General features: G+C 25.7%; 22 protein-coding genes. 7 read left to right on the forward strand and 15 right to left on the reverse strand.

The window, feature by feature from the left end; genetic code table 11:
* Window positions 1-34 precede the first annotated feature (34 nt).
* The 8 genes from recJ to gdhA form a co-directional block, all read right to left on the reverse strand.
* Window positions 35-1,801 (reverse strand): single-stranded-DNA-specific exonuclease RecJ, encoded by a 1,767-nt coding sequence (gene recJ / locus AC4FQ1_RS03650; protein ID WP_491168937.1) that lies wholly within the window; start codon window positions 1,799-1,801, stop codon window positions 35-37.
* 14 nt (window positions 1,802-1,815) lie between these two features.
* The gene (locus AC4FQ1_RS03655; RefSeq protein WP_491146749.1) at window positions 1,816-2,361 is read right to left on the reverse strand and encodes a DJ-1 family glyoxalase III; all 546 of its coding nucleotides are present in this window, start codon (window positions 2,359-2,361) and stop codon (window positions 1,816-1,818) included.
* Window positions 2,362-2,389: 28 nt separating this feature from the next.
* On the reverse strand, window positions 2,390-5,296 hold the full coding sequence (locus tag AC4FQ1_RS03660; protein WP_491168938.1) for a DNA topoisomerase IV subunit A: 2,907 nt from the start codon (window positions 5,294-5,296) through the stop codon (window positions 2,390-2,392).
* Window positions 5,297-5,316: 20 nt separating this feature from the next.
* Entirely contained in the window at window positions 5,317-7,266 is a 1,950-nt protein-coding gene (locus tag AC4FQ1_RS03665; protein ID WP_491168939.1) for a DNA gyrase/topoisomerase IV subunit B, read from the reverse strand.
* Between the two features lie 13 nt (window positions 7,267-7,279).
* Window positions 7,280-8,317 (reverse strand): tRNA 2-selenouridine(34) synthase MnmH, encoded by a 1,038-nt coding sequence (gene mnmH / locus AC4FQ1_RS03670; RefSeq protein ID WP_491168940.1) that lies wholly within the window; start codon window positions 8,315-8,317, stop codon window positions 7,280-7,282.
* Between the two features lie 116 nt (window positions 8,318-8,433).
* Window positions 8,434-8,931 (reverse strand): thiol peroxidase, encoded by a 498-nt coding sequence (tpx, locus tag AC4FQ1_RS03675; RefSeq protein WP_491168941.1) that lies wholly within the window; start codon window positions 8,929-8,931, stop codon window positions 8,434-8,436.
* 212 nt (window positions 8,932-9,143) lie between these two features.
* Window positions 9,144-10,532, reverse strand: a complete 1,389-nt coding sequence (locus tag AC4FQ1_RS03680; protein ID WP_303128367.1) for a glycosyltransferase family 2 protein — start codon at window positions 10,530-10,532, stop codon at window positions 9,144-9,146.
* 227 nt (window positions 10,533-10,759) lie between these two features.
* Entirely contained in the window at window positions 10,760-12,106 is a 1,347-nt protein-coding gene (gene gdhA / locus AC4FQ1_RS03685) for an NADP-specific glutamate dehydrogenase (RefSeq protein WP_491168942.1), read from the reverse strand.
* A 161-nt stretch (window positions 12,107-12,267) separates the two neighbouring features.
* On the opposite strand from gdhA, the gene uvsE reads away from it, so the two are divergent.
* On the forward strand, window positions 12,268-13,506 hold the full coding sequence (gene uvsE, locus AC4FQ1_RS03690) for a UV DNA damage repair endonuclease UvsE (RefSeq protein WP_491168943.1): 1,239 nt from the start codon (window positions 12,268-12,270) through the stop codon (window positions 13,504-13,506).
* A 30-nt stretch (window positions 13,507-13,536) separates the two neighbouring features.
* Here the strand turns inward: uvsE and AC4FQ1_RS03695 are convergent, their stop codons facing one another.
* The 4 genes from AC4FQ1_RS03695 to AC4FQ1_RS03710 all read right to left on the reverse strand — a co-directional run bounded on the left by AC4FQ1_RS03695 (window position 13,537) and on the right by AC4FQ1_RS03710 (window position 17,524).
* Window positions 13,537-14,139 carry a DUF2238 domain-containing protein gene (locus AC4FQ1_RS03695; RefSeq protein WP_303128359.1) on the reverse strand — a complete coding sequence of 201 codons (603 nt, stop codon included), beginning with the start codon at window positions 14,137-14,139 and terminating at the stop codon, window positions 13,537-13,539.
* Between the two features lie 16 nt (window positions 14,140-14,155).
* Window positions 14,156-15,124 carry a rhomboid family intramembrane serine protease gene (locus AC4FQ1_RS03700; protein ID WP_303128357.1) on the reverse strand — a complete coding sequence of 323 codons (969 nt, stop codon included), beginning with the start codon at window positions 15,122-15,124 and terminating at the stop codon, window positions 14,156-14,158.
* A gap of 99 nt (window positions 15,125-15,223) precedes the next feature.
* Window positions 15,224-17,020: an oligoendopeptidase F gene (pepF, locus tag AC4FQ1_RS03705; protein ID WP_491168944.1), complete on the reverse strand. Its 1,797-nt coding sequence runs from the start codon at window positions 17,018-17,020 to the stop codon at window positions 15,224-15,226.
* A 99-nt stretch (window positions 17,021-17,119) separates the two neighbouring features.
* Window positions 17,120-17,524: a DUF6762 family protein gene (locus AC4FQ1_RS03710; RefSeq protein WP_491168945.1), complete on the reverse strand. Its 405-nt coding sequence runs from the start codon at window positions 17,522-17,524 to the stop codon at window positions 17,120-17,122.
* 158 nt (window positions 17,525-17,682) lie between these two features.
* Here AC4FQ1_RS03710 and AC4FQ1_RS03715 point away from each other — a divergent pair, with 158 nt between their 5' ends.
* The 3 genes from AC4FQ1_RS03715 to AC4FQ1_RS03725 all read left to right on the forward strand — a co-directional run bounded on the left by AC4FQ1_RS03715 (window position 17,683) and on the right by AC4FQ1_RS03725 (window position 19,618).
* A complete protein-coding gene (locus AC4FQ1_RS03715; RefSeq protein WP_303128348.1) occupies window positions 17,683-18,060 on the forward strand; it encodes a hypothetical protein in 378 nt (125 codons plus the stop codon).
* Between the two features lie 72 nt (window positions 18,061-18,132).
* Window positions 18,133-18,807 carry a metal ABC transporter ATP-binding protein gene (locus AC4FQ1_RS03720; RefSeq protein ID WP_491146741.1) on the forward strand — a complete coding sequence of 225 codons (675 nt, stop codon included), beginning with the start codon at window positions 18,133-18,135 and terminating at the stop codon, window positions 18,805-18,807.
* Window positions 18,808-18,823: 16 nt separating this feature from the next.
* A complete protein-coding gene (locus tag AC4FQ1_RS03725) occupies window positions 18,824-19,618 on the forward strand; it encodes a metal ABC transporter permease (RefSeq protein ID WP_303128339.1) in 795 nt (264 codons plus the stop codon).
* Window positions 19,619-19,634: 16 nt separating this feature from the next.
* Here AC4FQ1_RS03725 and AC4FQ1_RS03730 read toward each other — a convergent pair whose 3' ends face one another.
* Window positions 19,635-20,054 (reverse strand): Fur family transcriptional regulator, encoded by a 420-nt coding sequence (locus AC4FQ1_RS03730; RefSeq protein WP_303128336.1) that lies wholly within the window; start codon window positions 20,052-20,054, stop codon window positions 19,635-19,637.
* A 269-nt stretch (window positions 20,055-20,323) separates the two neighbouring features.
* Here AC4FQ1_RS03730 and AC4FQ1_RS03735 point away from each other — a divergent pair, with 269 nt between their 5' ends.
* Window positions 20,324-21,541, forward strand: coding sequence for a 6-phosphofructokinase (locus AC4FQ1_RS03735; RefSeq protein ID WP_491146740.1), 1,218 nt, complete (start codon window positions 20,324-20,326; stop codon window positions 21,539-21,541).
* A 335-nt stretch (window positions 21,542-21,876) separates the two neighbouring features.
* On the opposite strand, the gene AC4FQ1_RS03740 is transcribed toward AC4FQ1_RS03735, so the two are convergent.
* Complete coding sequence (locus tag AC4FQ1_RS03740; RefSeq protein ID WP_491168946.1) at window positions 21,877-23,181, reverse strand: aminotransferase class V-fold PLP-dependent enzyme; 1,305 nt, start codon at window positions 23,179-23,181, stop codon at window positions 21,877-21,879.
* A gap of 135 nt (window positions 23,182-23,316) precedes the next feature.
* Here AC4FQ1_RS03740 and AC4FQ1_RS03745 point away from each other — a divergent pair, with 135 nt between their 5' ends.
* Both AC4FQ1_RS03745 and AC4FQ1_RS03750 read left to right on the forward strand, forming a co-directional pair.
* Window positions 23,317-23,856 (forward strand): hypothetical protein, encoded by a 540-nt coding sequence (locus AC4FQ1_RS03745; protein WP_491168947.1) that lies wholly within the window; start codon window positions 23,317-23,319, stop codon window positions 23,854-23,856.
* An 8-nt stretch (window positions 23,857-23,864) separates the two neighbouring features.
* Entirely contained in the window at window positions 23,865-24,485 is a 621-nt protein-coding gene (locus AC4FQ1_RS03750; RefSeq protein WP_491146738.1) for a DUF4397 domain-containing protein, read from the forward strand.
* Window positions 24,486-24,528: 43 nt separating this feature from the next.
* Here AC4FQ1_RS03750 and AC4FQ1_RS03755 read toward each other — a convergent pair whose 3' ends face one another.
* Entirely contained in the window at window positions 24,529-25,134 is a 606-nt protein-coding gene (locus AC4FQ1_RS03755; RefSeq protein WP_303128317.1) for a TetR/AcrR family transcriptional regulator, read from the reverse strand.
* Window positions 25,135-25,246: the final 112 nt, after the last annotated feature.

Here is a 25,246-nt window from a genome sequence, read left to right on the forward strand (position 1 = left end):
ACTCAAAAAATATCCTCTCCTTATTTTATATTTATTATATTCTAAAACTCTTTATAGATAATTGAATATTTCTATTTCCATTAAATTCATTTACTTCTGGATAGTATAATATATCCATCTTAAAGTTACAATATCCTACATCTTGAAGCTTTAAAAATTGTTCTTTTCCATATTTATTTTCATACAACTCTTTAAAGTAATCATATTTATTAAAATTTACACCATCTATCATTTTGCCATCTTTCATTTGAATTTTGAATCTTAAAAATTTCTTTTCTTTTCCCATAAATATTACTCTTTTTATAAGTATATCTTTTACAGCAAATATAGGACTATTATTTCCTTTCCCAAAAGGTCTCATATCATTAATCTTTTCTATTATATTAAAATCTATATATTCTAATGATAAAGGAGAATCTATAATAACCTTTGGTATTATGTCATCTTCTGTCAATGTACAATTTTTATTTAAAGTTTCCTTAAGTAATTGTATATTTTTTTCTTCAACTGATAAACCTGCTGCCATTGGATGACCACCAAACTTAAATATAAGTTCTTTGCATTTAACCAATTCTTCAAACATATTGTATTCTTCAATGGATCTTCCTGATCCTTTTGGCATATCTTTTCCTCTAGTCATAACTATACTAGGTAGATTATACTTCTCTCTAATTCTTCCGGCTACTATTCCAGCAATACTTTCATGTATATCCTCTTGATATACTAATATTACCTTTTCTGATTCTTTTTTAGTAGCTTCTATTTGTTCTATTACCTTTTCAGTGCTTTCAACTGTTAATTCTTGTCTAGTTTCATTTAAATCATTAAGTTTAATCGCTAATTCTTTAGCTCTTTCATCATCTTCTGTTATTAAAAGTTCTAAAGATATATCTGCAATTTCTAGTCTACCAGTAGCATTTATACAAGGGCCTATAACAAATCCAAAATGATATTCTGATATTTCTTTACCTGAAAGTTTTTTAACTTTTATAAGCTCTTTTATACCTTTTTTATTTGTATTATTTATAAGTTCCAAACCTTTTTTTACTATTATTCTATTTTCATCTAAAATATCTACTACATCACAAACTGTTGCAATAGCTGCATATTCTAAAAGTTCTATAATTTCTTCTTCATCTTTGTTAAAAGCTTTATATAATCCTTGAACAAATTTATATGCAACACCTGCCCCACAAAGACTTTTAAATGGATAACTACAATCTTCTCTTTTAGGATTTATAACAGCATCTGCATTTGGCATAATATTTCTTTTAATTCCATCTTCTTCTATAAAAGGTATGTCGTGATGATCTGTTATTACAACTGATAAACCTAATTCTTTTGCATACTTAACTTCTTCAATAGCTGATATTCCATTATCACATGTTAATAAAATTTCAGCTCCTTCATCCTTTAAAATTTTGATTCTATTTGAGTTCATACCATAACCTTCGTTTTCCCTATTAGGTATATGATAATCAAAGTTTGCATTTAAATTTTTAAGTGCTTTATAAAGTATGGCGGTGCTACAAACTCCATCACAATCATAGTCCCCATATATTACTATCTTCTTCCCTTTTTCTATGGCATCTTTTATTATATTAACTCCTTTTTCTAAGTCCTTCATTAAAAAGCTATCATACATATCAGAAATTGTACCACTAAGAAAAAGAGAAGCGGATTTTTTATCAGAAATTCCTCTATTAGCTAATAACCTTAATATAAGACTATTTTCATTAAATTCTTTAGCTAAATTTTGAAATTCTGATTTTTTATTTCTTACTAGCCACTTCTCTTTCATTCTAATTCACCTTTTTATTTCAATAAATTATATAACATTTCTTCTCTTAAAATTTCAGCTTTATCTGAACCTAATTCTTTTAATATTGTATAAGCAAATTCTAATGCAGTTGCAGGACCTCTACTTGTTATTATATTTCCACTTACAACAACTAAATCTTCTTTGTAATTTGCTCCTTTTAATTCATTCTCGAAACCAGGATAAGATGTAACGCATTCCCCATCTATTACAGAAGCTTTTTCTAAAACAATTGGAGCTGCACATATAGCTGCAACCTTTTTATTATTTTCTAATAAATTCTTTATTAAATTTATAACTCTAGAATCATCTCTTAAATTAGTAGCTCCTGGCATTCCACCTGGAAGTATTAACATATCTACATTTTTTATATCATCAATTAAAACATCAGCTTTGACTGTTATATTATGTGCTCCAGTAACATATTCTTTTTCAATTGATACAAGTTCACATTCTATATTAGCTCTTCTTAAAACATCAACAACTGTTAATGCTTCAATTTCTTCAAAACCATTTGCTAGTAATACACAAACTTTTTTCATAAATACTCATCCTTTCTAAAATTAATATTTAATTATATTGTATAGTTTTTATTTCATCATCTAAAGAAACTATCATAATATCAGTTCCTCTACCTGCTCTATTTTGTAATTTTATATCAGTTAAGTTTATTTCTTTAGTATCTTTATTAGATGTTATTAATGTAAAAGTCTTATCAAAATCAGAAGTAATTGCTATTTCATCATTATTAATATCAATAACTTTAGCATATATAACTTCATCATCTTCTTTTAAACTTATTCCAGTTACTCCTGATGCAATTTTACCCATAGTATTTATATTAGATGATAAGAAACGAATTGCCATTCCTTTTTTAGTTATAAGTACTATTTGACCATTATTTACTTTACTTATTTGAACAGATACAACTTCATCATCTTCATGCTTTAATTTATAATATTGAGTTTCTGAAAAATTATTATTAAACTCATTTAATAATGTCTTTTTTATAAGACCACTATTTATAGTTGCATAAACTGCTAAATCATCACTATATTCTTTTAAAGAAACTATTTTAATAATTTTCTCGCCTTTTAATAAACCATCAATTACTTTATTTAATTCAATATCATTTTTAGTAACACTATCTATTATAAATGATTTTACTTTAAATGATTTACCTTTATTTGTGAATAATAATATATCACTTAAAGTATCAGTATAAGTTTTTAAATCATCATTTTTATTCATTCTTGAAAATACTTTTAAAGTATTTTTATTAGTTACACCGACTATAAACTCTTTAACTTCTAATTTATCTACATATTTACATTCTATAACCTTATCTTTATCTACAAGTTTAAATAATTCACTTCCTAATACATTTCTAGGAGTTTCTATTATTTCTTTAAGTTCTAAATTAAACTCTAATCCAAGTTTAGTTTTTACTTTTAAGAACTCTTTATTTTCTTCTTCATTTAATACAATTACATTTATAACATTTTCTTCATTTTTAAGTTTTAAAGCTTGAAGCTTAGTATATGAAGTTTGGAATTTATCTAATGATGTTTTCTTTATTATTCCTCTATCTGTTATAAATTGAACATATTTATTAGGACTAAATGTAGTTTGAGATGTTACAAATAATATTTCCTCTTCATCTAAATTAATAGTCTTAATTAAAGTATCTAACTTTTCACCTTTATCTTTCCATTTACCCTCCGGAATATTTATACCTTTAATTTGATACATATTACCTTTATTGGTAAATAGTAATATATTGTCTCTTGTATTTGATTCAAATAAAAACTTAAGTTTATCTCCTTCTCTATACTCAATAAGATTTACATCTTGATTTGATCTTATATAATTTTTAGTTGGGATTCTCTTTATAAATCCATCCTTTGATAATGTAACCATTACATCTTCAATAACTATAAGTTCTTCAACATCTATTTTTGCTTCACTATCATCTTCTATAATTTTAGTCCTTCTATCATTTTTATATTTATCAGTAACTTCTTTAAGTTCTTTTTTTATTACTTTTAAAAGTTCTTTTTCTTCTGATAATATTTTCTTTAATTTTTTTATTAATTTTAAAAGTTCCTCATACTCTTTTTTAAATACTTTTATTTCAAGACCAGTAAGTCTGTAAAGCATAAGTTCAAGTATTGCACCAGATTGTATTTCTGTAAATCCAAAATTATTAATTAGATTTTCTGATGCATCTTTTTTAGATTTTGAAGCCCTAATTGTTTTTATAACTTCATCCATAATATCTATAGCTTTTATAAAACCTTCGACTATATGAAATCTCTTTTCCGCTATTTCAAGCTCTTTTTTAGTTCTCCTAGTAACTATCTCTTTTTGATGATTAACGTAATGACTTATTATAGTCTTAAGTCCCATAGTTTCTGGTTTTCCATTAGCTAATGCAACCATATTAAAACTTATATTACATTGAAGATCTGTTCTTTTAAATAAATATTTTAAAACTTTTTCTACTTCAACTTCTGTAAATGCTTTTTTAAATTCTATAACGGCTCTAATCCCATTTCTATCCGATTCATCTCTTATATCTGTTATTCCCTCTAAAACTTTAGCATGCTTTTTATCAGCTGTCATTTCTGAAATTACTTGAAGAAGTTTTGATTTATTTCTTCTATATGGGAATTCAGTAATTACAATACCTAACCTTCCATTTTCTAATGTTTCTATAGATGTCTTAGCTCTACAAGTTACCTTTCCTTCACCTGTTGCATAAGCAGATTTTAATGAATTTTTACCAATTAATACTCCACCAGTTGGAAGGTCTGGACCCTTTATGTATTCCATAAGCCCTTCTGTTGTTATTTCAGGATTATCAATATATGCTAATACTCCTTCTGTAACTTCTCCTAAATTATGTGGAGGTATATTAGTTGCAAGTCCAACCGCTATCCCAAAGGTTCCATTAACTAAAAGATTTGGATATCTACTTGGAAGCACTGTTGGTTCCATTTCACTATCTGAATAGTTTGGAACCATATCAACAGTATCTTTATCTATATCTCTTATCATTTCCATTGCAATAGGAGCAAGTCTTGCTTCTGTATATCTCATAGCAGCAGCTCCATCTCCATCTATTGAACCCCAGTTACCATGACCATCTATTAGAGGTTCTCTAGTTGAAAAATTTTGCGCAAGTATTACCATAGCATCATATACTGATGAATCCCCATGGGGATGAAATTTACCCAAAATATCTCCAACTATTCTTGCTGATTTATAATAAGGTCTATCTGGAAATGCCTTTAAAAGATAAGCTCCATAAAGAATTCTTCTATGAACTGGTTTAAGCCCATCTCTTACATCTGGAAGTGCTCTATCTTTTGCAACTTCTATAGCATAAGGCAAATAATTATCTGGCATAGCTTCTTCAAGTGGAACTCTTATTATATTTCTATCTATCGGTATATTATTAACTTTTTTAGCCATAACATTACTCCATTTCTATTTTAAAATTCTCCATATTTGTACATATACTTTCTTCTAGGCTCAACTATATCTCCCATAAGAAGTGATACCATTTTTTCAGCTTTTGCTGCATCTTCTATTGTAACTTGAAGTAAAGTTCTAGTTTCTGGATTTAAAGTTGTATCCCATAGTTGATCAGGATTCATTTCCCCAAGTCCTTTATATCTTTGAATAAGAGCACCTTTTCCTATTTCCTTTTTAACATCTTCAAGTTCTTCATCTGAATAAGCATATTTGCTTACTTCCTTGCCTTTAACCTTTTTATAAACTTTATAAAGAGGTGGCATAGCTAAATATAAATGACCATTTGCAATTAATGGTCTCATATATTTATATATATAAGTCATCCATAAAGTTCTTATATGGTATCCATCTACGTCAGCATCACTCATAATAATTATTTTGTTATATTTTAAATCATCTTCACTATAATTATCTAAAGTTCCTGTACCTATAGCTGTATTAAATATTTTTAACTCTTCTGAAGCTAGTACATTTTCAAGTTTTTGCTTTTCTGTATTCATTATTTTACCTTTTGATGGCATTATACTTTGAAATCTTCTATCCCTAGCTTGCTTTACTGAACCTCCAGCTGAATCTCCTTCCACAACTATAAATTCATTGTATTCTTTAGATCTTCCTGTACAAACTGCTACTTTACCAGCAAGTGGAGCAGTTCCCTTTCCTATTTTTTTCTTTTCAGCTTCATTTATTTTTTTAATTTTCTCTCTTCTTTGAGCTGCTGATAATGCATTATTTATTATTTTAGATGCTAAATCTTTATTATCTTCTATCCATTCTGAAATCTTAGTATATGCAAGTTCATTCATCATAGTATATGCTTCTGCATTTCCAAGCTTAGTTTTAGTTTGCCCTTCAAAAACTGGATTTGAAACTTTTATTCTCACTATGGCAGTCATACCTTCTCTTAAATCATCGCCCTCAAACTCTTTATCCTTTTCTTTAACAAGCCCAAGTTTTTTAGCCCATTCTTTAAAAGCTCTAGTCATACCTGTCTTAAATCCAGTTTCATGAGTACCAGCTTCAGTTGTTGGTATATTATTAACATAACTTGCTATATTATCAGTTGTTGAATCTGTAAATTGTATACAAACTTCTCCTGACATAAATATACCACTAATTTCTTTATCACCTTCAAATAATATTGGATCTTTGTGAAGTGGTACCTTGCTTTCATTTAAATATTCTATAAAATCTAAAAGACCTCTTTCTGAATAATATTCTTTTTTAACTTCCTCATCTTTTCTATTATCTATAAGTTCTAGTTTCATTCCTTTATTTTGGAATGCTAATTCTTGAAGTCTTTCATCTATTATGTCAAACTTAAATTCAGTTGTTGAAAATATATCTTTATCAGGCAAAAAAGTAACCTTAGTACCTGTATCTTTACATTTTCCAATGACTTCTAAAGAAGTTACAGGGGTTCCTGGCATATCTTTTTTAAGTTCTTTATCATAAGCATATTCAAATCTTTGCTTATAAATATTACCGTTTTGATGAACTTCTACTTCTACCCATTTAGATAGAGCATTTACAACAGCAGCTCCAACTCCATGTAATCCACCTGAAGTTTTGTAATTTTTATTATTAAATTTACCACCAGTATGAAGTTCAGTATAAACCATCTCAACTCCACTCTTTTTTTTAATAGGATGTATACCTGTTGGTATTCCTCTTCCATCATCAATTATAGTTACACTTTTATTTTTATTTAAAATAATAGTTGCTTTACTTCCATAACCATTTGATATTTCATCTATAGAGTTATCTAATATTTCCCAAACGCAATGATGTAAACCCTTGCTTCCTGTAGAACCTATATACATTCCTGGTCTTATCCTTACTGGTTCTAATTTTTCTAAAGACGTTAAATCAGTAACATCATATGATACTTTACTTTCCTTTACCATCATTACCTCCATGCTAAGAATTTTTATTATATATATCAATTAATTTATTTATCGTATCTTCTTTATTTTCATTAATTATAGTTTCATAAAACTCCTTTACCTTAAACCCATTTAAATAGAGAGGATCATAATATTTAACCATAAGTTCTTCACATACAGTTTTATAATCTCCTTTTTCTAATAAACTTTTATATTCGTCTATTCTTTTTCCACTTATATATTTCTTTAAATTATTTAAAGCATTAATAAGCTCTTTTACACTATCTTCACCATTTATGTATTCATTTATCAATAATTTACTTCTATTTTCTATAGAATCTTCTATGCATACTCTTATACTATTATTATTCATTGAATTCCATATAAAATCTGGAATTATTACATTACCTATTCTTTTACTTTCACCTTCAACAAATACTAAGTTGTTTTTTCTATTTTTAAGTGTTTCAAAAATTTCTGTTTCAAATTTTTTTTGAGAATTACATCCACCAAGAGCTACTGCACCTAAAAATGAACCTCTATGATTAGCTGCACCTTCAAGATCTAAAATATCATATCCTCTTTCTTTTAAAGCCTTTAAATATTCAGTTTTTCCAACTCCTGTTTTACCATGTAATACTATATATTTAACATCTTCATTTATTTTTTCAAAGTTTTCATTTATATAATTTCTATAAGCTTTGTATCCACCTCTTAATTTATATACCTTTATACCCAATGAATATAATAAAGAATATATACTTCCGCTTCTCATTCCACCCCTTGAGCAAAATACTATAATTTTTTTATTTCTTATCTTATATAAATCTTGCATCTTATTAAAAATTTCTGGAAGTCTCTTTGAAATAAATTCAATCCCTTTACTTCTTGCTTCTTCTACTGACTTTCTAACATAAAGAGTACCTACTTCTGCCCTTTCATCATCTAAAAGAACTGGTATATTTATTGCTCCCTTTATTGTTGATTTATTAAATTCACTTTCGCTTCTAACATCAACAAAAATACAATTTTTATCATCTGCTATTTTCTCGTAATCTATTATGTTAAACATATCAAAACTCCTATTCAAATTATTAACCATTCTATTCTATCACATTTTTATCAAATTAAAAAAGAAAAAAAGTCGTACATATGTTTGTACGACTTTTTTAAGTTAATATTAATTTATTATTTACTTAAGTTATCTAAAACCTCTAAAACTTTATCATAATTTGGATGATCACTTACATTTTCACAATATTCTGTATATACAACTTTATTATCTTCATCAACAACAAATACTGCTCTTGCTAAAAATCCTACTTCTTCTATGTATACACCATAGTTTTCTCCAAAACTTCTATCTTTATAGTCTGATAAAGTAATTACATTATCAACATCTTCAGCTCCACACCATCTAGCTTGAGCAAATGGTAAATCTACTGAAACTACATATATTGTAGTATCTTTATATTTTTCTGCTTCTTTATTAAATCTTTTAACCTCTAAATCACATACTGGTGTATCTATTGATGGAACAGTTAAAAATACTCTTTTACCTTTTGTATCTTTTAATGTAACTGGTTTTAACTCAACGTTTGAAACTATAAAATCTGGTGCTTCTTGACCAACTCTAATTTCACTTCCTCTTAATGTTACCTTTTCTCCATTTAATTTTATATTCATATAAATCTCTCCTTCTCATAATTTTTATATAATATCTCTTTTTATTTAACAATCATTATTTATAAATATATTATACAATTAACCAAAATAATTTCAATATAAATTTTTTTAATATTTTATTAATTGAAAAATCTATAAACAACAATATTATTATTATCAAAACTATTTATTTTTATTAAAAAAAGATTTAAGGTAAAAAACCTTAAATCTTTTTATAAATCGCATATCTCAACATTTCTTACGTGTTTAGTATGGCTCCATTCTTTATTATTTTTATTTAGTATACCTTGAATTGTAATTGGAATCCAAGTTAAAGTATACAATCCATATAATAGGAATCTTATAAATAATATTAAACCACTTTTTCCTAAAGCAATAAATGTAATTATAAGCATAATTAAATTAAATAATGCAGTTACAATCCAAAAGGCAAACTGGCCATCTAACATGCTTGATAATATTGGTAATATGAATACATTCATTGAATATATAAATATTATCGCAAAGAATCCCATTGAAACTTTTTTCTCTAATTTTAAAACTAAAGGTGTTACTAAGAATTGACAAATTATAAATACTTTCCATCCAATATCACTAAATACATTACTTATTACAAATATATCTGATGTTCCAAAATTACCTTGAATTAATGTAAGTATAGCTGATGCCGCTAATAAAAGTGTTACAAATGGTTGTAATACATAAAGTGCACAATCAAACATATACCATTTTCTCTTTTTAATAGATTCTTTTATTAATTTAAAGAAATATCTTGATGATACATCAGCAAACCCTTGCATCCATCTTTTTCTTTGTGACCATGATTGCTTCAAAGTTAATGGTTTTTCATCAAATATTCTTGCATCATGCGCCCAACCAACCTTCTCTCCATGAGATACAAGTTTACAAGTAAACTCTAAATCTTCTGTAAGGCATGTTGCACCCCATCCTAATTTTTGTAACATATTTGTATCTATAGCAAATCCAGTACCACCTAATTGATTTGATAATCCAACATTATTTCTTGATAATTGGAACATTCTATTTTGTGACCAGAATGCTATTGAATATGAAGTTGCAATCCAAGAGTCATTTGGATTTTTACTATCTATATATCCTTGTACAACTTTATATCCTTCTAACATCTTTGAGTTTATTTCTTTTAAAAAGTCTTCATGAACTAGATTATCTGCATCAAATATACATATAGCGTCATATTTATCATCCATTTTAAAAAGTTTATCAAACATCCACTCAAGAGCGTATCCTTTACCTCTCTTGTCTTTATTAAAACGTTCAAAAACATTTGCACCATGTTTTCTTGATATTTCCGCAGTTTTATCTGTACAGTTATCAGCAATTACAAAAACATCATATAATTCTTTTGGATAATTTAGTTTTTGCATACTATCAATAAGTTTGCCTATAACTACTTCTTCATTATGTGCCGCTACAATCATAGCAAACTTTTTAGTTGGCGTATAATTTTTCTTTTCTTTTTTTCTGTATAGCCCAAAGAAAGCCAATACTAAATAATACATAGTTATGAAAAATACTAAGAATTGAAAAATTGCTGTTACGGCATAAATTATCTTTCCCATTAAATTCACTCCTAATGACAAATGGAAATTCTTCCCCATTCATTTTTCTATTTTCTCTAAAATACATCCTTTTAAATATAATTCAATATAACATAAAAATCAAGTATATAAAAATTAAATTTATTTAAGAATTTATAGTTAATTTTCCATTTTATAAATTTATGTTTGACTTTCTTATAATTATAAAAAAATAGGTTTAGAATTTACTAAACCTATTCTTACATATATTATACTATTCCTTGTGCAACCATTGCTTCAGCAACTTTTAAAAATCCTGATATATTTGCTCCCATTAATAAATTTCCTTCTTCTCCATACTCCTTAGCTGCATCTCTTGAGTTTATATATATATTTCTCATAATGTCTTTAAGTTTTTCTATAACTTCATCTTTAGTCCATGATAATCTCATACTATTTTGTGACATTTCAAGAGCTGAACATGCAACCCCTCCAGCATTTGCTGCTTTAGCAGGTCCAAACATTACATTATTATTTTGAAATACTTCTATAGCTTCCAAACTTGATGGCATATTAGCTCCTTCTGCAACTAACAACACTCCATTTTTAACAAGTATTTCTGCTGACTCTTTATTTATTTCTCCTTGTGTTGCACATGGAAGAGCTATATCACATTTTATTTTCCATATATTTCTATGACCTTCTTCGTATTTTGCAGTTTTAACATAATCTATATATTCTTTTATTCTACCTCTTTTAACTTCTTTTATTTCTTTTACAACATCTAAATTAATTCCATTTTCATCATATATGTATCCATTTGAATCACTAAGTGCAACAACTTTTCCACCTAATTCTTTTACCATTTCTGATGCATATATAGCAACATTTCCTGAACCTGATATTACAACACTTTTATTTTTAAAACTATCTCCTTTATCTCTTAGCATTTCATCTACAAAATATACTAATCCATAACCTGTAGCTTCTTTTCTTCCAAGACTTCCACCGTAAGTTAAGCCTTTTCCTGTTAATACACCTTGCTCACTTAAATTTCTTATTTTTTTATAATATCCATACATGTATCCTATTTCTCTTGCTCCAACTCCAATATCTCCAGCTGGTACATCTATATCGCTGCCTATATGTCTACAAAGTTCTGACATAAAGCTTTGACAAAATCTCATGACTTCCATATCAGACTTTCCTTTTGGATCAAAATCTGATCCTCCCTTGCCACCACCTATTGGTAATCCTGTAAGTGAATTTTTAAATATTTGCTCAAAACCTAAAAACTTTATTATACTTTGATTTACTGATGGATGGAATCTAAGTCCTCCCTTGTATGGTCCTATTGCACTATTAAATTGAATTCTAAACCCTCTGTTAACTCTAACATTTCCTTCATCATCAACCCAAGGTACTCTAAAGAAAATTTGTCTTTCTGGTTCTACAATTCTTTCTAATATTCCATTTTTAATAAACTCTGGATTTTTATCTAATACAGGAACTAAAGAATTTAATACCTCTGTTACTGCATCTATAAATTCGTTTTCACCATAGTTTCTTTGCTTTACTAATTCTAATACATTTTCTACATATTTTTGTCCATTCATAATTTAAGCCCCCTTAAATATTTTATTTATATAATACAACTTTTCTATATAATTTTCCATATAATTATATATTTTTAAAAATTATTCCTTTAAATTCATGAATTTTTTCTATAATAGTTTCTAAAACTATATATAAAAATAAATATGCTTGGAGAGTAATTATGAAAATAGGTTATGCATGTATCCCTTTAAAAATACCAAATAGAACTAATAGAAGTTTTTCAATAAAAAACTATAATGAAACATTACTTATAGAAAAAATTAATTCAAACTTAGATGACCTTTTAAAAATTTTAAAATATAATATATCGAATGATATATATTTATTTAGAATCGCTTCTGATATTATACCTTTTGGCAGTCATCCTATAAACAATTTTAATTGGAGTTATGAATTTAAAGATAAACTAAAAATTATAGGTAATTTTATTAAAAAAAATAATATAAGAGTTTCTATGCATCCTGGTCAATACACAGTAATAAATAGCAATAACTCTGATACAGTAAAAAAATCTATAAAGGATTTAGAATATCATACTAAATTTCTAGATAGTTTTGACTTAGATAATAAACATAAAATAATTTTGCATATTGGTGGTATATATAATGATAAGCCCACAGCAATAAATAACTTTATAAATACTTACAACTCTCTTCCTTTAAATATAAAAAATAGATTAGTTATAGAAAATGATGAAAAAAACTATAGTATTGATGATTTAATATATATTAGTGAAAAATGTTCTATACCAATAGTTTATGATAATTTGCATAATTATTGCTTTAATGAATTTTATGAAAATCCATGCTCAATTTTAAGTAAAATAAAACACTCTTGGAAATATACTGATGGAAATATAAAAGTTCATTACAGCGAACAAGATATTAATAAAAAACAAGGTTCTCATTCTTTTACTATAACTTCTCAAAAAATATTAGATTATATTTTAGAAACTCAAAATTTTGATATAGATATAATGCTAGAAGTTAAAGATAAAGATTTTTCAGCAATAAAAGCTATTAATTTATTTAAAGAATATAATAAATTAACTAATATATTAGATATAAAAAATGAACTAAACGCTTATGAATTTTATTTAAAAGAAAAAGATAAATTTGCTTATGAAAAAGGAGAATACTTATTAAATACTTATGGATTTAATAAATTCTATTCATTTATAGAAAGCCTTTATTATAAAACTTCAAATGAAGATACTTATATATTAGCATTGAAAGAAATATATTTTAAATTAGAACCTTTATTATCTAACTTTGAAATAAATCATTTTAATAAATTAATACAAAATAAGGACTTTATAAAAGGAAAAAATTATTTATATAAATTATGCCAAAAGAAAAATTTATATAATATGATTTCTATGTATTATTTTTATGTTTAAACAAAAAAGTAGGAGAAAAAACTCCTACTTTTAATCTTCTATTTCCTTTACTATTTTATCTAAAATTTTAAATTTCTTTCCTTTTGTATATAAGTAAATCGGAATTGATACTATTATCCCACTTAAACTACCAAGTATTATATCATACATAGTATCATGTAACCCATTTTGTGCCATAAGTCCAAATAATTGATCTGTAGTAAACTCCCATATCTCCCACGCTCCTGCTGATGCAATAGAAAACATAATAGTAAATATTACAACAGCTATACTTTTTGCATTTTTATTTTTTATTCCAAATAAAAATACATAAAGTGCAAATCCAAATATACCTATTAGAAAGCCTGATGCAAAGTGAAGTATTTTATCATAGCCATTTATGGAATAAAAATCTAATACATTGGCTAGATACATTGAAAAGAATATAAAAATAATAACACAAACATAAAGCATTTTACATTTTTTTAAGAAAGTAAATTTAAATAGTAATTTAACCCCAATAACTGTAGCAATTATAAGTAATATTCTAGGAAATTTTACTCCACCTCTATATATAAAATCCCAGATACCTGTTATTGCTACTAAAACAATAAATCCATAAGTTATTATACTATCATAGCTTAACTTTTTCATCTTATTACTCTCCTTTCTAATCTCTATCTTTATATAAGAATATTGACAGTATAAATCCTCCTAAAAATCCGCCTATATGACCTAAATTATCTATACTTGTTGATGTAAATCCAATATAAAGATTTAAAACTATAACTGCTATAATATTTCCTAAAGTACCTCTTTGAAGATGTTTTCTTTCTTTAATTGCAAAATATAAGAAAGCTCCTAAAATACCAAATATAGCTCCTGATGCCCCAACTGATATAGTCATAGGTGCTAACATATAACTTAAAATACTTGATGTTAATGCTGATAATATATAAATACTAATGTATTTCTTCCAACCATATATCTTTTCAACAACTGTACCTACTATATATAAAGAATACATATTAAATAATATATGCATTATTCCTCCATGTAGAAATGCTGCTGTTAAAAGTCTAAAAATCTGTCCTTTATTTATTAAATAATTTACTTTTGCTCCACATTCAACTAAAACAATAGTATTTATATCAATAATACTTTTTGATAATATAGCTGTTATTATAAAGATAATTACATTAATTAATATAAGTATCATTGTAACAGGATATTCTTTAAATATTTTAACTCTTTTATTTATATCATTTTCTTTATCTATAATATTAATACATTCTTTAAGAGGAATAGCACTTTCACTACAAAATAAAACCTCTTTAGTAATAGTATTGTATACAATCTTGCTATATTTATTTTTATATGAGTTTATATAATTATCATTAACCAATACCAAAATATTTAACAAAAAATTTTTTCCTAAAGTTTTTAAATAATTATATGCTTCATCATAATCTATATCTTCTTCTGAATCTTTTGATATTATTACAGCATAAATACCACCTTCAACATCTTTTAATGCAATCCATAAGTTATCATTATGAAAATTACTATAATATTGATTCATATAAAATCCTTGTGTATTAGCAAGAAAAGAATAAATTTTATTTTTTAAATTTTTCATATCTCCTCCTAAAGTACATTCATAATATTACCATTATAAAAGATTATTATATAATAAGGCAATCTAATAAAATATATTTTAGATTGCCTCTTGTTAATATTATAAAGTTCTTTCTAACATTTCCAATAATTCGTTGAATCTATTTATTGTAGCTTCTAAAGGTTTTGATGTTGTCATATCTACACCAGCATTTTTAAGTAAATTTATAGGATAATCTTTTCCTCCACTTTTTAAGAATTCTATATATCTATTTACTGCATTTTCCTCTTTATTTAATATTGAATTTGCAAATGCTGATGCTGCTGCATATCCTGTTGCATATTGATATACGTAAAAATCTGAATAGAAATGTGGTATTCTAGCCCATTCAATATCAATTTCTTCATCAATTATTATATCATCACCAAAATATTTTTGATTTAATTCATGCCATTTATTTGAGTATTCAGAAGCTGTAAGTGGATTTCCACTTTCTATACTTTCATGAGAAAATAACTCAAATTCTGCAAACATTAATTGTCTAAATACTGTAGTTCTTATTTGCTCAAGCTCTTGATTTATTAAATATAATTTTTTATTTCTATCCGTTTCTTTTTCTATTAAATAGTGTATAAGTAATGCTTCATTTGTTGTTGAAGCTACTTCTGCACAAAATAAAGTGTATCCTGCATAAAAATAAGGTTGAGTCTTTCTTGAATAATATGAATGTATTGAATGACCCATTTCATGTACCAATGTAGATACATCATTTAATTCAAAATTATAGTTAAGAAGTACATAAGGCATTGTATCATATGAACCCCAAGAATATGCTCCCCCTCTTTTACCTTTATTTTGATATTTATCTATCCATCCTGAATTAATTCCTTCTTCAAATATATGAAGATATTCTTCTCCAAGTGGATTTAAACCCTCTTTTGCAATTTTTACACCTTCATCAAATTCTATATGTTCCTTTTCTATCTCAATAACTGGAACATATAAATCATACATATGCATTTCATCAAGACCAAGCATCTTTTTCTTTAAGGACACATATTTATGAAGAGATCCTAAATGTTTATTTATAGTGTTAACAGCCTCTTTATATACTTCTACAGGTATATTATTAGGTTTAAGTGAGGCTTCTAAGCATGATTTATAATTTCTTACTTTAGCATTAAAATAGAAATTTTTTATTGATGATGTAAGAGTTGTTGCAAAAGTATTTTTTAATTTATTATATGAACCAAATAATGCTTTAAATGCTTCTTCTCTAACTTTTCTATCTTTAGATTTTATAAAACCAGAGTAGTTTCCTTCTGTAAGCTCTATAAGTTTTTTGTTTTCATCCTCTATTTCTGGAAAAGTCATATCTGCATTACTTAATATATTTTGAATTGAACTTGGAGCATCTAAACAATCTGATACTTTAGCCATAAGTTCTTCCATTTCTTTATTTAAAACATGATCTTTTTCACTTAAAATGCTTTCAAATATAAATTTATATTTTTTAAGCTCATCTTCTATTTCCATAGCTGATTTAATATACTCTTCTCCAAGTGAAAGTATTTCTGGAACAAAATATGCTGTATAACTTGAAAATTCAGCCATATAACTATCAATTTTACTCATTCTAGCTTGATTTTCATTATTTGTAGTATCTTCATCACTTTTTAAATGGGCATATACATATAATTTTTCTGCAAGTCTTGAAAATTTTTCTGTTTCTTTTAAATAATCTACAATATTTTTAGGATTATTTAATTTTCCATTAAATTCTTTAAGTTTTGGTGCTTCCTTTTTTAAAAATTCAAACTCATCTTCCCATTTTTCTTTTGAATTATATATTTTTTCTATTTGCCATTTATCTTCTTCTTTTATTTCGCTTCTATTTTTTAATATATCATTTGCCATTCTCTTTCCTCCTTTTATTATATTAATAGGTGAAGCTATATTTTGAGCTTCACCCGTTATGTTTTAGCACTAATTTTATTATATGTTTTAAAAAAAATTCTAATCTTCTTTATATTCTTCTTCTTTTCCTTTTATATTATTAAATACAACTTCCATTTCATTTGAAATTAAAAATAAAATTTCATTAACTTTATCTTGCATTTTATTATGGTCATCTACATAATTAAATTTTAAAATAAATGTAGGGTTATATTCATCTAAATCTTCTTCTACTTTATATCCCTTTTCCTCAAAAACATCTTTATTAAACAAATCATATATAGCTGAATATTCCCATTCTTCAACATCTTTATTAGTATCAAAATAAAGATTAACTTCTTCACCTTCTAAAAAAAACTTTTTTACAAATAAAGCACTTTCATCTACACTATAGCTTCCTAACTCCTTCTTTATAAAACCTGTTTCTTTATCTTTTTCCATTAAAACTAAACTTGAAAAATCCATAGTTTACATCCTTTCTATTCTGCCTAATTTATTATTTGTTTTTATTATAAACCATACTTACTAATTTATGAAATAATTTAATATAATATTCTTTACATATTTACTTTATGGTAAAATATGGTAATATTTTATTATAAGGTATTTTTGGGGGAGATATTATGGGAAAAGCTAAAATAAAAAGAAATAGAAGACTTACTAGAAGAGAAAAATATATACGTATGCAAAAAAGAAGAAGAACATTTTTTATTTTAATTTTATCAATTTCTTTAATTACTGTATTTACTACAAAAAAAGTATATGCCTATATAAAGTGTCAAGATATTTCTTCTGCTGTTGAATATATTATGACATCTAATATTGACAATGCATTACTAAGAGTTCAAACTATGAAACTTAAATTTTCAGATGGAAATTCTGCTGTTGTTGAGATTTCAGGCCTATCAAAAAATAAACCACATGAATCTCTGAAGGTTGAGTGCCACTTAAAATACTCTAATAATCACTGGAAATTAGAAAACTCATATTTATTAAAATAACCCTATTAAACTTGCAAATTATTTGCACAAAAGTGTATAATAAGGAGTAATTATTTTTTAGGAGATGATAATATGATTGATATAAATAATCTTACATTTTCATATACAAATAAACCTCCTTATCTTATAGATAATGTTAATTTAAAAATACCTAAGGGTGTTTATCTTTCGATAGTTGGAGAAAATGGTAGTGCAAAAACTACTTTATTAAAACTTATATTAGGTCTTTTAAAGCCAACCTCTGGAACTATAGATGTTAATGCTAAAGGAATAGCTTATGTTCCTCAAAAATTAGAAAGCTTTAACTCTCAATTCCCTATTTCTGTATACGAAATATTAAAAACTCATGGTAAATCAATTGGAGTATGTAACAAAAATGAAATTAAAAAAGTTCTAGATAAAGTTAATATGATAGAATTTACAAATAAATTAATAGGAAGTTTATCAGGTGGTCAACAACAAAGAATTTTTATTGCTAGAGCTCTTATGGGAAATCCTGAACTTATTATTTTAGATGAACCATCAACAGGAGTTGATTATAAAAATCAATCATCAATCTATTCTTTACTTCATAAATTAAATACAGAAAACGGTAAAACTATAATTTCAGTAGAACATAATATTGATATGGCTTTAAAATATTCAACTCATATACTTGAAGTAATAAATGGCTCTCCAACTTTATATACTAAAGAAGACTATTTAAAGCATAGAGCTTCATTTGACAAAAAAATTTTAAATCTATAATAGAAAGGAGCTTTTTATGTTTGAATTAGATTTTATGAGAAATGCCTTCATAGCTGGTTCTGTTATATCTATACTATGTCCTTTTATAGGATTATTTCTAGTTTTAAGAAGGTATTCAATGATTGGTGATACTCTGTCACACTCATCTTTTGCAGGAGTTGCAATAGGTCTTGTTATAGGGGTTAATCCAATTATAACAGCATTTTTATTTACTACACTTTGTGCAATAATAATAGAGTTTTTAAGAGATTATTATAAACGTTATGCAGAACTTGTAATGTCCATAGTACTTACACTTAGTTTAGGTATAGCTATAATTCTTATAAGTAGCGGAAAAGCATCTGCAAATGTTAATTCTTTTTTATTTGGAAGTATACTTACAGTAACTAAACAAGATATTATTTTAATACTTATAACAGGATTTATATGCTTAGCTATTCTTCTTTTAATATATAATAAACTGTTATATGTTACTTTTGATGAAGAAGGTGCTAAAACTTCTGGAATAAGAGTTAAACTTATAAACTATATTTTTACTATGCTAATAGGTGCAACTATATCAATGTCAATAAGAATAATGGGGATACTTGTTATATCTTCAATAATAGTAGTTCCAGTTGCAACAGCAATACAATTGAATAAAAATTTTAATAAAACACTTATTTTTTCAATATTATTTGGTTTATTTGATATAATGTTTGGACTAGTCTTATCTTATTATATAAATAGTGCACCAGGTGGTACTATTGCTATAGTATCTGTATTTACTCTACTTTTAACAATTCTTATTAAAAATTTATTTTCTAAATAAAAAAACATCTCAAAATTTATTTTTGAGATGTTTTTTTACACTCTTCGCATATTCCTTTTATTTCAATATTATGCTCTGTTAATGTAAATCCTGTTTGTCTTTTTATTAACTCTTCTATTTGCCCTATAGGACATGGCATTTCAACTTCTTTATGACATATATCACATTCTAATAAATGACTATGATTATGCTTATGAATTTTATAAGATGATACTCCATCTTCTAAAATATATTTATCAACAATTTTATTCTCATGAAAAGAATCTAAAGTTCTATATACTGTACTTAAATTTATATTTACTCCTTCATCTTTACATACTCCTAAAATTTCTTCAGCTGTTATGCCATCTTTTTTATCTAATAAGACTTTTAAAATTTCCATTCTAGCCTTAGTTACTTTTATTTTTTTACCTCTTAGTATCTTTTGAATATCCATTAAATATACTCCACCCTAAATTTAAAAGATTTTATATTTAAATATTAACACTTATTTATGTATTTTTAAAGGAATAGGTATGTAAAAATTTATTTTCTTTTAGTATATTCTATTTTAAAAATTAATTTAAAATAATATATTTTTTAATTTTTTTAATAAAAATACTTTATTTTATACATTTTTTATTGTATATTAATAAACAGAGTAGATTAATTTTTAAATAGTATATCACATATACTAAATATATGTTGTTCTAAAGGAGAGTATTTATGTCAAATTGTATTATAGCACAATCAGGAGGTCCAACTTCAGTAATTAATTCAAGTGTAGTTGGTTTAGTTAAAGCAAATGAGGAATTAAAATTATATGATAAAGTATATGGCGGATTAAACGGAATTGAAGGCATACTAAAAAATAATATTATAGAATTGTCCTCTAAAAGTTGTGATGAATTAAATACATTCACATACACTCCATCATCAGGATTAGGATCTTGTAGATATAAATTAAAGCCAATTGAAGATTCAACTGAAGAATATGATAAATTATTAGATATTTTATCTAAATTAGATATAGAAGCATTTTTCTATGTAGGCGGAAATGATTCAATGGATACAACTGCGAAGTTATCTAAATATGCTAAAGAAAATGGTTTAAACATAAAATTTATAGGAATTCCTAAAACAATAGATAATGATTTAATGTATACTGATCACACTCCTGGTTTTGCAAGTGCTGCAAAATTTATTTCAACTGTAGTTCTTGAAACTTATCTTGATGCATCAGTATATACTAATAACGGAATATTTATTATTGAAACAATGGGAAGAGATACTGGTTGGCTTGCAGCATCTGCATGTTGTGCAAAAATTAATGGTAGACAAGTTGCTGATTTTATTTATCTTCCTGAAGTAGCTTTTGATAAAGAAAAATTTTTAATTGATGTAAGAAAAAAATTTGAAGAACAAAATCAAGTATATATTGTTGTTTCAGAAGGATTAAAAGATGAAAATGGGAAATTTATAACTGAATTTAACTGTATCTCACAAGATACTTTTGGACATACCCAATTAGGTGGAGTAAGCGAATGCTTAAGAAACCTTATATTAACTGCTGGTATTACAACTAGAGTTAAAGCATTAGAACTTGGTGTACTTCAAAGATGTGCTATGCACTGTGCTTCAAAGGTTGATATCGAAGAAGCTTACCTTGCCGGATATGAAGCATTAAAGTATGCTATGGATAATAAAAATGGTTCTATGGTTGCTATAAAAAGAGAAAGTAATTCACCTTATAAAACATCATTTTTTGAGGTTGAAGCATCTAAAGTAGCCAATAATGTTAAATACTTTCCTAAAGAATGGATTAATAAAGATGGAAATAATTTAACTGAAGAAGCTTTTGAATATTTTTCACCATTATTTGAAGGAACTCCTTCTTTATGCTTGGAAAACAATCTTCCAAAGTATAAAGTTTTTTATAAATAATATATGACCATAATGTAAAAAAGCACAGCATATTCGCTGTGCTTTTATTCATATGAATATAATAAAGGTCTTATTAAATCGATAAATAATATTACCCATAAAGCTATAAAGCTGAATTTAGTAATATATCTTATAGGAAATATTATTATCAAAGCCGAAATTAAAATTAAGGTAGAGTCTGCAAATAACTTAGATATTTTATTCACCTTTAACTCTTTAGTACAATAAGGACATTTTATTTTATTAATATCCTTTTGCTTTAATAAATATTTTATCTCTATTTCTCTATTACAATAGACACATCTTTTCATATTTAACTACTCTCTTCTATTTTATTAAATTTTTTTAGAATAATTTTTTGATATATATTCAAGTTCATTTAATAAATCATATATTTCATCTATTGTATTATATGGAGAAAGGCTAACTCTTACCATTCCATACATTTTCTTTGAATTATCTATAAGATACTCGGAAGCTTTAACCTCATCAATTCCCATAAGCCTTCTACAATATGGATGAGCGCAAAACCACCCATGTCTAACTGCTATTCCTTTGTGTTCTGCTAAAAGTTTTGCTACATCTCTATGATAAATACCTTTTATATTAAATACTTCTATACCTAATCTGTCTTGTATATTTTTACAATCTCCATAAAGTACTATATTATTTATATTTTTAAGTCCTTCATTTAATACTCCTAATAACATTTTTTCCCTAGCAATAAGTTTATTAAAGCCTATTTTATCTAATTCTTCTAAAGCTTTAACTAAAGATGCTACACCAAAAAAATTAGGTGTTCCAGCTTCATTTTTTTCTGGAGTATTTAAATACTCTACATCAAAATCCTTTACTAATTCAACAGTCCCACCACCTTGCATATTAGGTTTCTTTGAATTAAATTCATCTTTTTTACATATTATTGCTCCTCCTCCAAAAGGAGCATATAATTTATGAGCTGAAAAAACTAAAAAATCTATATAATCATCTGAGCTTTTTCCACTCATATCTACCTTTACATGAGGAACTAATTGGGCTCCATCAACAATTATCTTTCCCCCAACTTTATGAATTAATTTACTAGCTTTATAAATTTCATTCATATAACCTGTTACGTTTGATGCACCAGTTATACTTAAAAATTTTATATTACCATTATATTCATTAATTTTTTCATTTAAAGAATTAAAATCTATTCTTCCAAGTTCATCAACCTCTACATAATCAACTTTAGAATTTTCTCTCCATGGAAGGTCATTTGAATGGTGTTCCATCCTTGTTGTTAATACTACATCTTTTTTATTTACTAATGTTTGAGCAATTTTATTTATTCCTTCTGTTGTGTTATGAACAAATATAGCTGTATATTTATCTTTGTTTTTTATATTGAAAAAATCTAAAAGATATTCCCTTGCTTCATTATAAATTTTTGTTGTAAAACTTGCCTTCTGCCCTGTCCCTCTTCCTATAGATGCATAATAATTTGATAATAAATTTATATAATCAATCACGCTCTTTAATGGAGGTGTTGTGGCAGCATTATCAAAATTTATTTGACATGATTTATTACCATTTTTCAATGTAATTTTACTATCTAAACCTATAATCTTTTCTCTTAATTCATTTCGATACATTTCCATTTAAACAACCTCCCCACTATATAGTACTCACCCTAACTTATATTGTTCTATATAATAAAATTTAAGAATATGTATAAGTAACAACAATATTTTAAATTCATATATTTAATATATATTATTCTTTGGAGGTAAAAAATGAAACCAGATAAAAAATATATGTATTTTCTAGAAGAAGATGAGCCTATCTTTGAAACTTTTAATATAGATTCATCCTTTAGAAATTTAAGTTCAGGATTTAGTCCAAACGTTGATTCAATAAAATTAGCTAATTTTTCAAACTTTGATAATAAACTTCCTGAAGGTTTTGGTTTTCAATTTGACTTAAGAAAACAAGCTATAGAAGATGCTTTAGGTAAAAATAATGAACTTTATTGTTATAACAAAGCAGTTAGTACTGAATTGAAAAATGAATTTAATGTTCCTATACCAACTGAAATTTTAAGAAATTTTGATATGGATTTAGATGAAAATGACCTTATAGATATTTGTAATGATAATAAATTTAGACCAGTACCTCAAAACAAATGTAATCCAAATGAAATATTCGAAAAAATTAGAGTTAATAATCCAATGATTTTAAAAACTATGCAATCTTATAGGATTCCATTTCCGATTGCTAAAACTCTAATAAAAAGAATTATAAAATTAACAAATATGTATTGTTATAGAGAGTAGGTGTTTAAATGTTTTTATTAAATTCTAATCTTCCTAACTTATCATGTAAAATTAGATTTATTCACGCAGTTTCAGGAGCCGAATCTTATGATATATATGCTAATGGTTCTTTATTAGCATCAAATGTTAAATTTGGCACATTAACTCAATATGTAAATATGGCTCCTGATACTTACTTAATAGAACTCTTTAAAGCTGGAACATACGATAATCCAATTTTAAAAGAAAATATAACTTTACTACCTTCTAACGTATATACTGTAAGTTTAGTAACTAATAATTCTAATCTTTCATTATTTAGCTTAAAAGATGCAGGTAGTAAAACTAACTCTGAAATATCTTTTTTAAGATTTATAAATTTATCTCAAAATTCTCCACTTCTTACATTATCACTTAAAAATTCTGATCCCCTATTTAATGAAGTTGAGTATTTAGAGACAACCGGCTATTATCCTCTCTCCCCTGGAATATATGATTTTGATTTACTATTTTCAGATAGTAATATAACTACTAAGACATTAAATGACGTATCTTTAGTTCCTGGAGAATTTGAAACATTATATATTATAGGCTTATTAAAAGGTGAACCTCAACTTGGTTATATACTTGCAAAAGACGGTGATAAATAATTTAATTTTGGAGCTTATCTTGAAGTGATAGCTCCTTTCAAAATTATCTAAGCATACATCTAACCTTCTTAAATAAAATAGGTTTTATAACTTCTATATCTGCTGGCTCATTTAAAATTATTGAACTATAACATACACTTCCAACTAGCTCTAATATCATGAATAATGTTATTTCTCCTTCTTCTTTCTTAATCCCTTTTTTAGATAATTCTTCTAAAAATACATCTATTATTTCTTTTACTTCTTTATTACTCTCTAAAAGTTTAGAATCTTTATGTATAGCATAAGAGAAATTTTTATTTATAACCTTTAATAAAAGTTTGTCCCCCTTAAAATAATCTATTATATATTCTATAAAGTAAAATACCATATCTTCAAACTCTTTAAAATTTTTACTTTGAGTTTGCTGATAAGCTTTTTTTATTAACATTGAGCTTTTTAAGTTAATTAATTTATCTACAACATCATACTTATCTTTAAAATATAAATAAAATGTCCCCTTTGCAACCCCAGCTTTTTTTACTATTTCATCTATAGATGTATTATTAATCCCCTTGTTTTTAAAAAGCTCATAAGCCGAATTATACAAATCTAATTCTTTTTTTTTCTTTTTCAAAAGTAAAGTACTAACTATATTATTTTCCCTCATATTATCCTCCATAAAAATACTTATAATTATATTTATATTATCACCTATTAAAGGATATTAAAACCTCTATTTATGTAATAAATTGATATAAAACTTTATAAATAGTATAATA

This window comes from Clostridium sp. TJA020 (assembly GCF_058310295.1).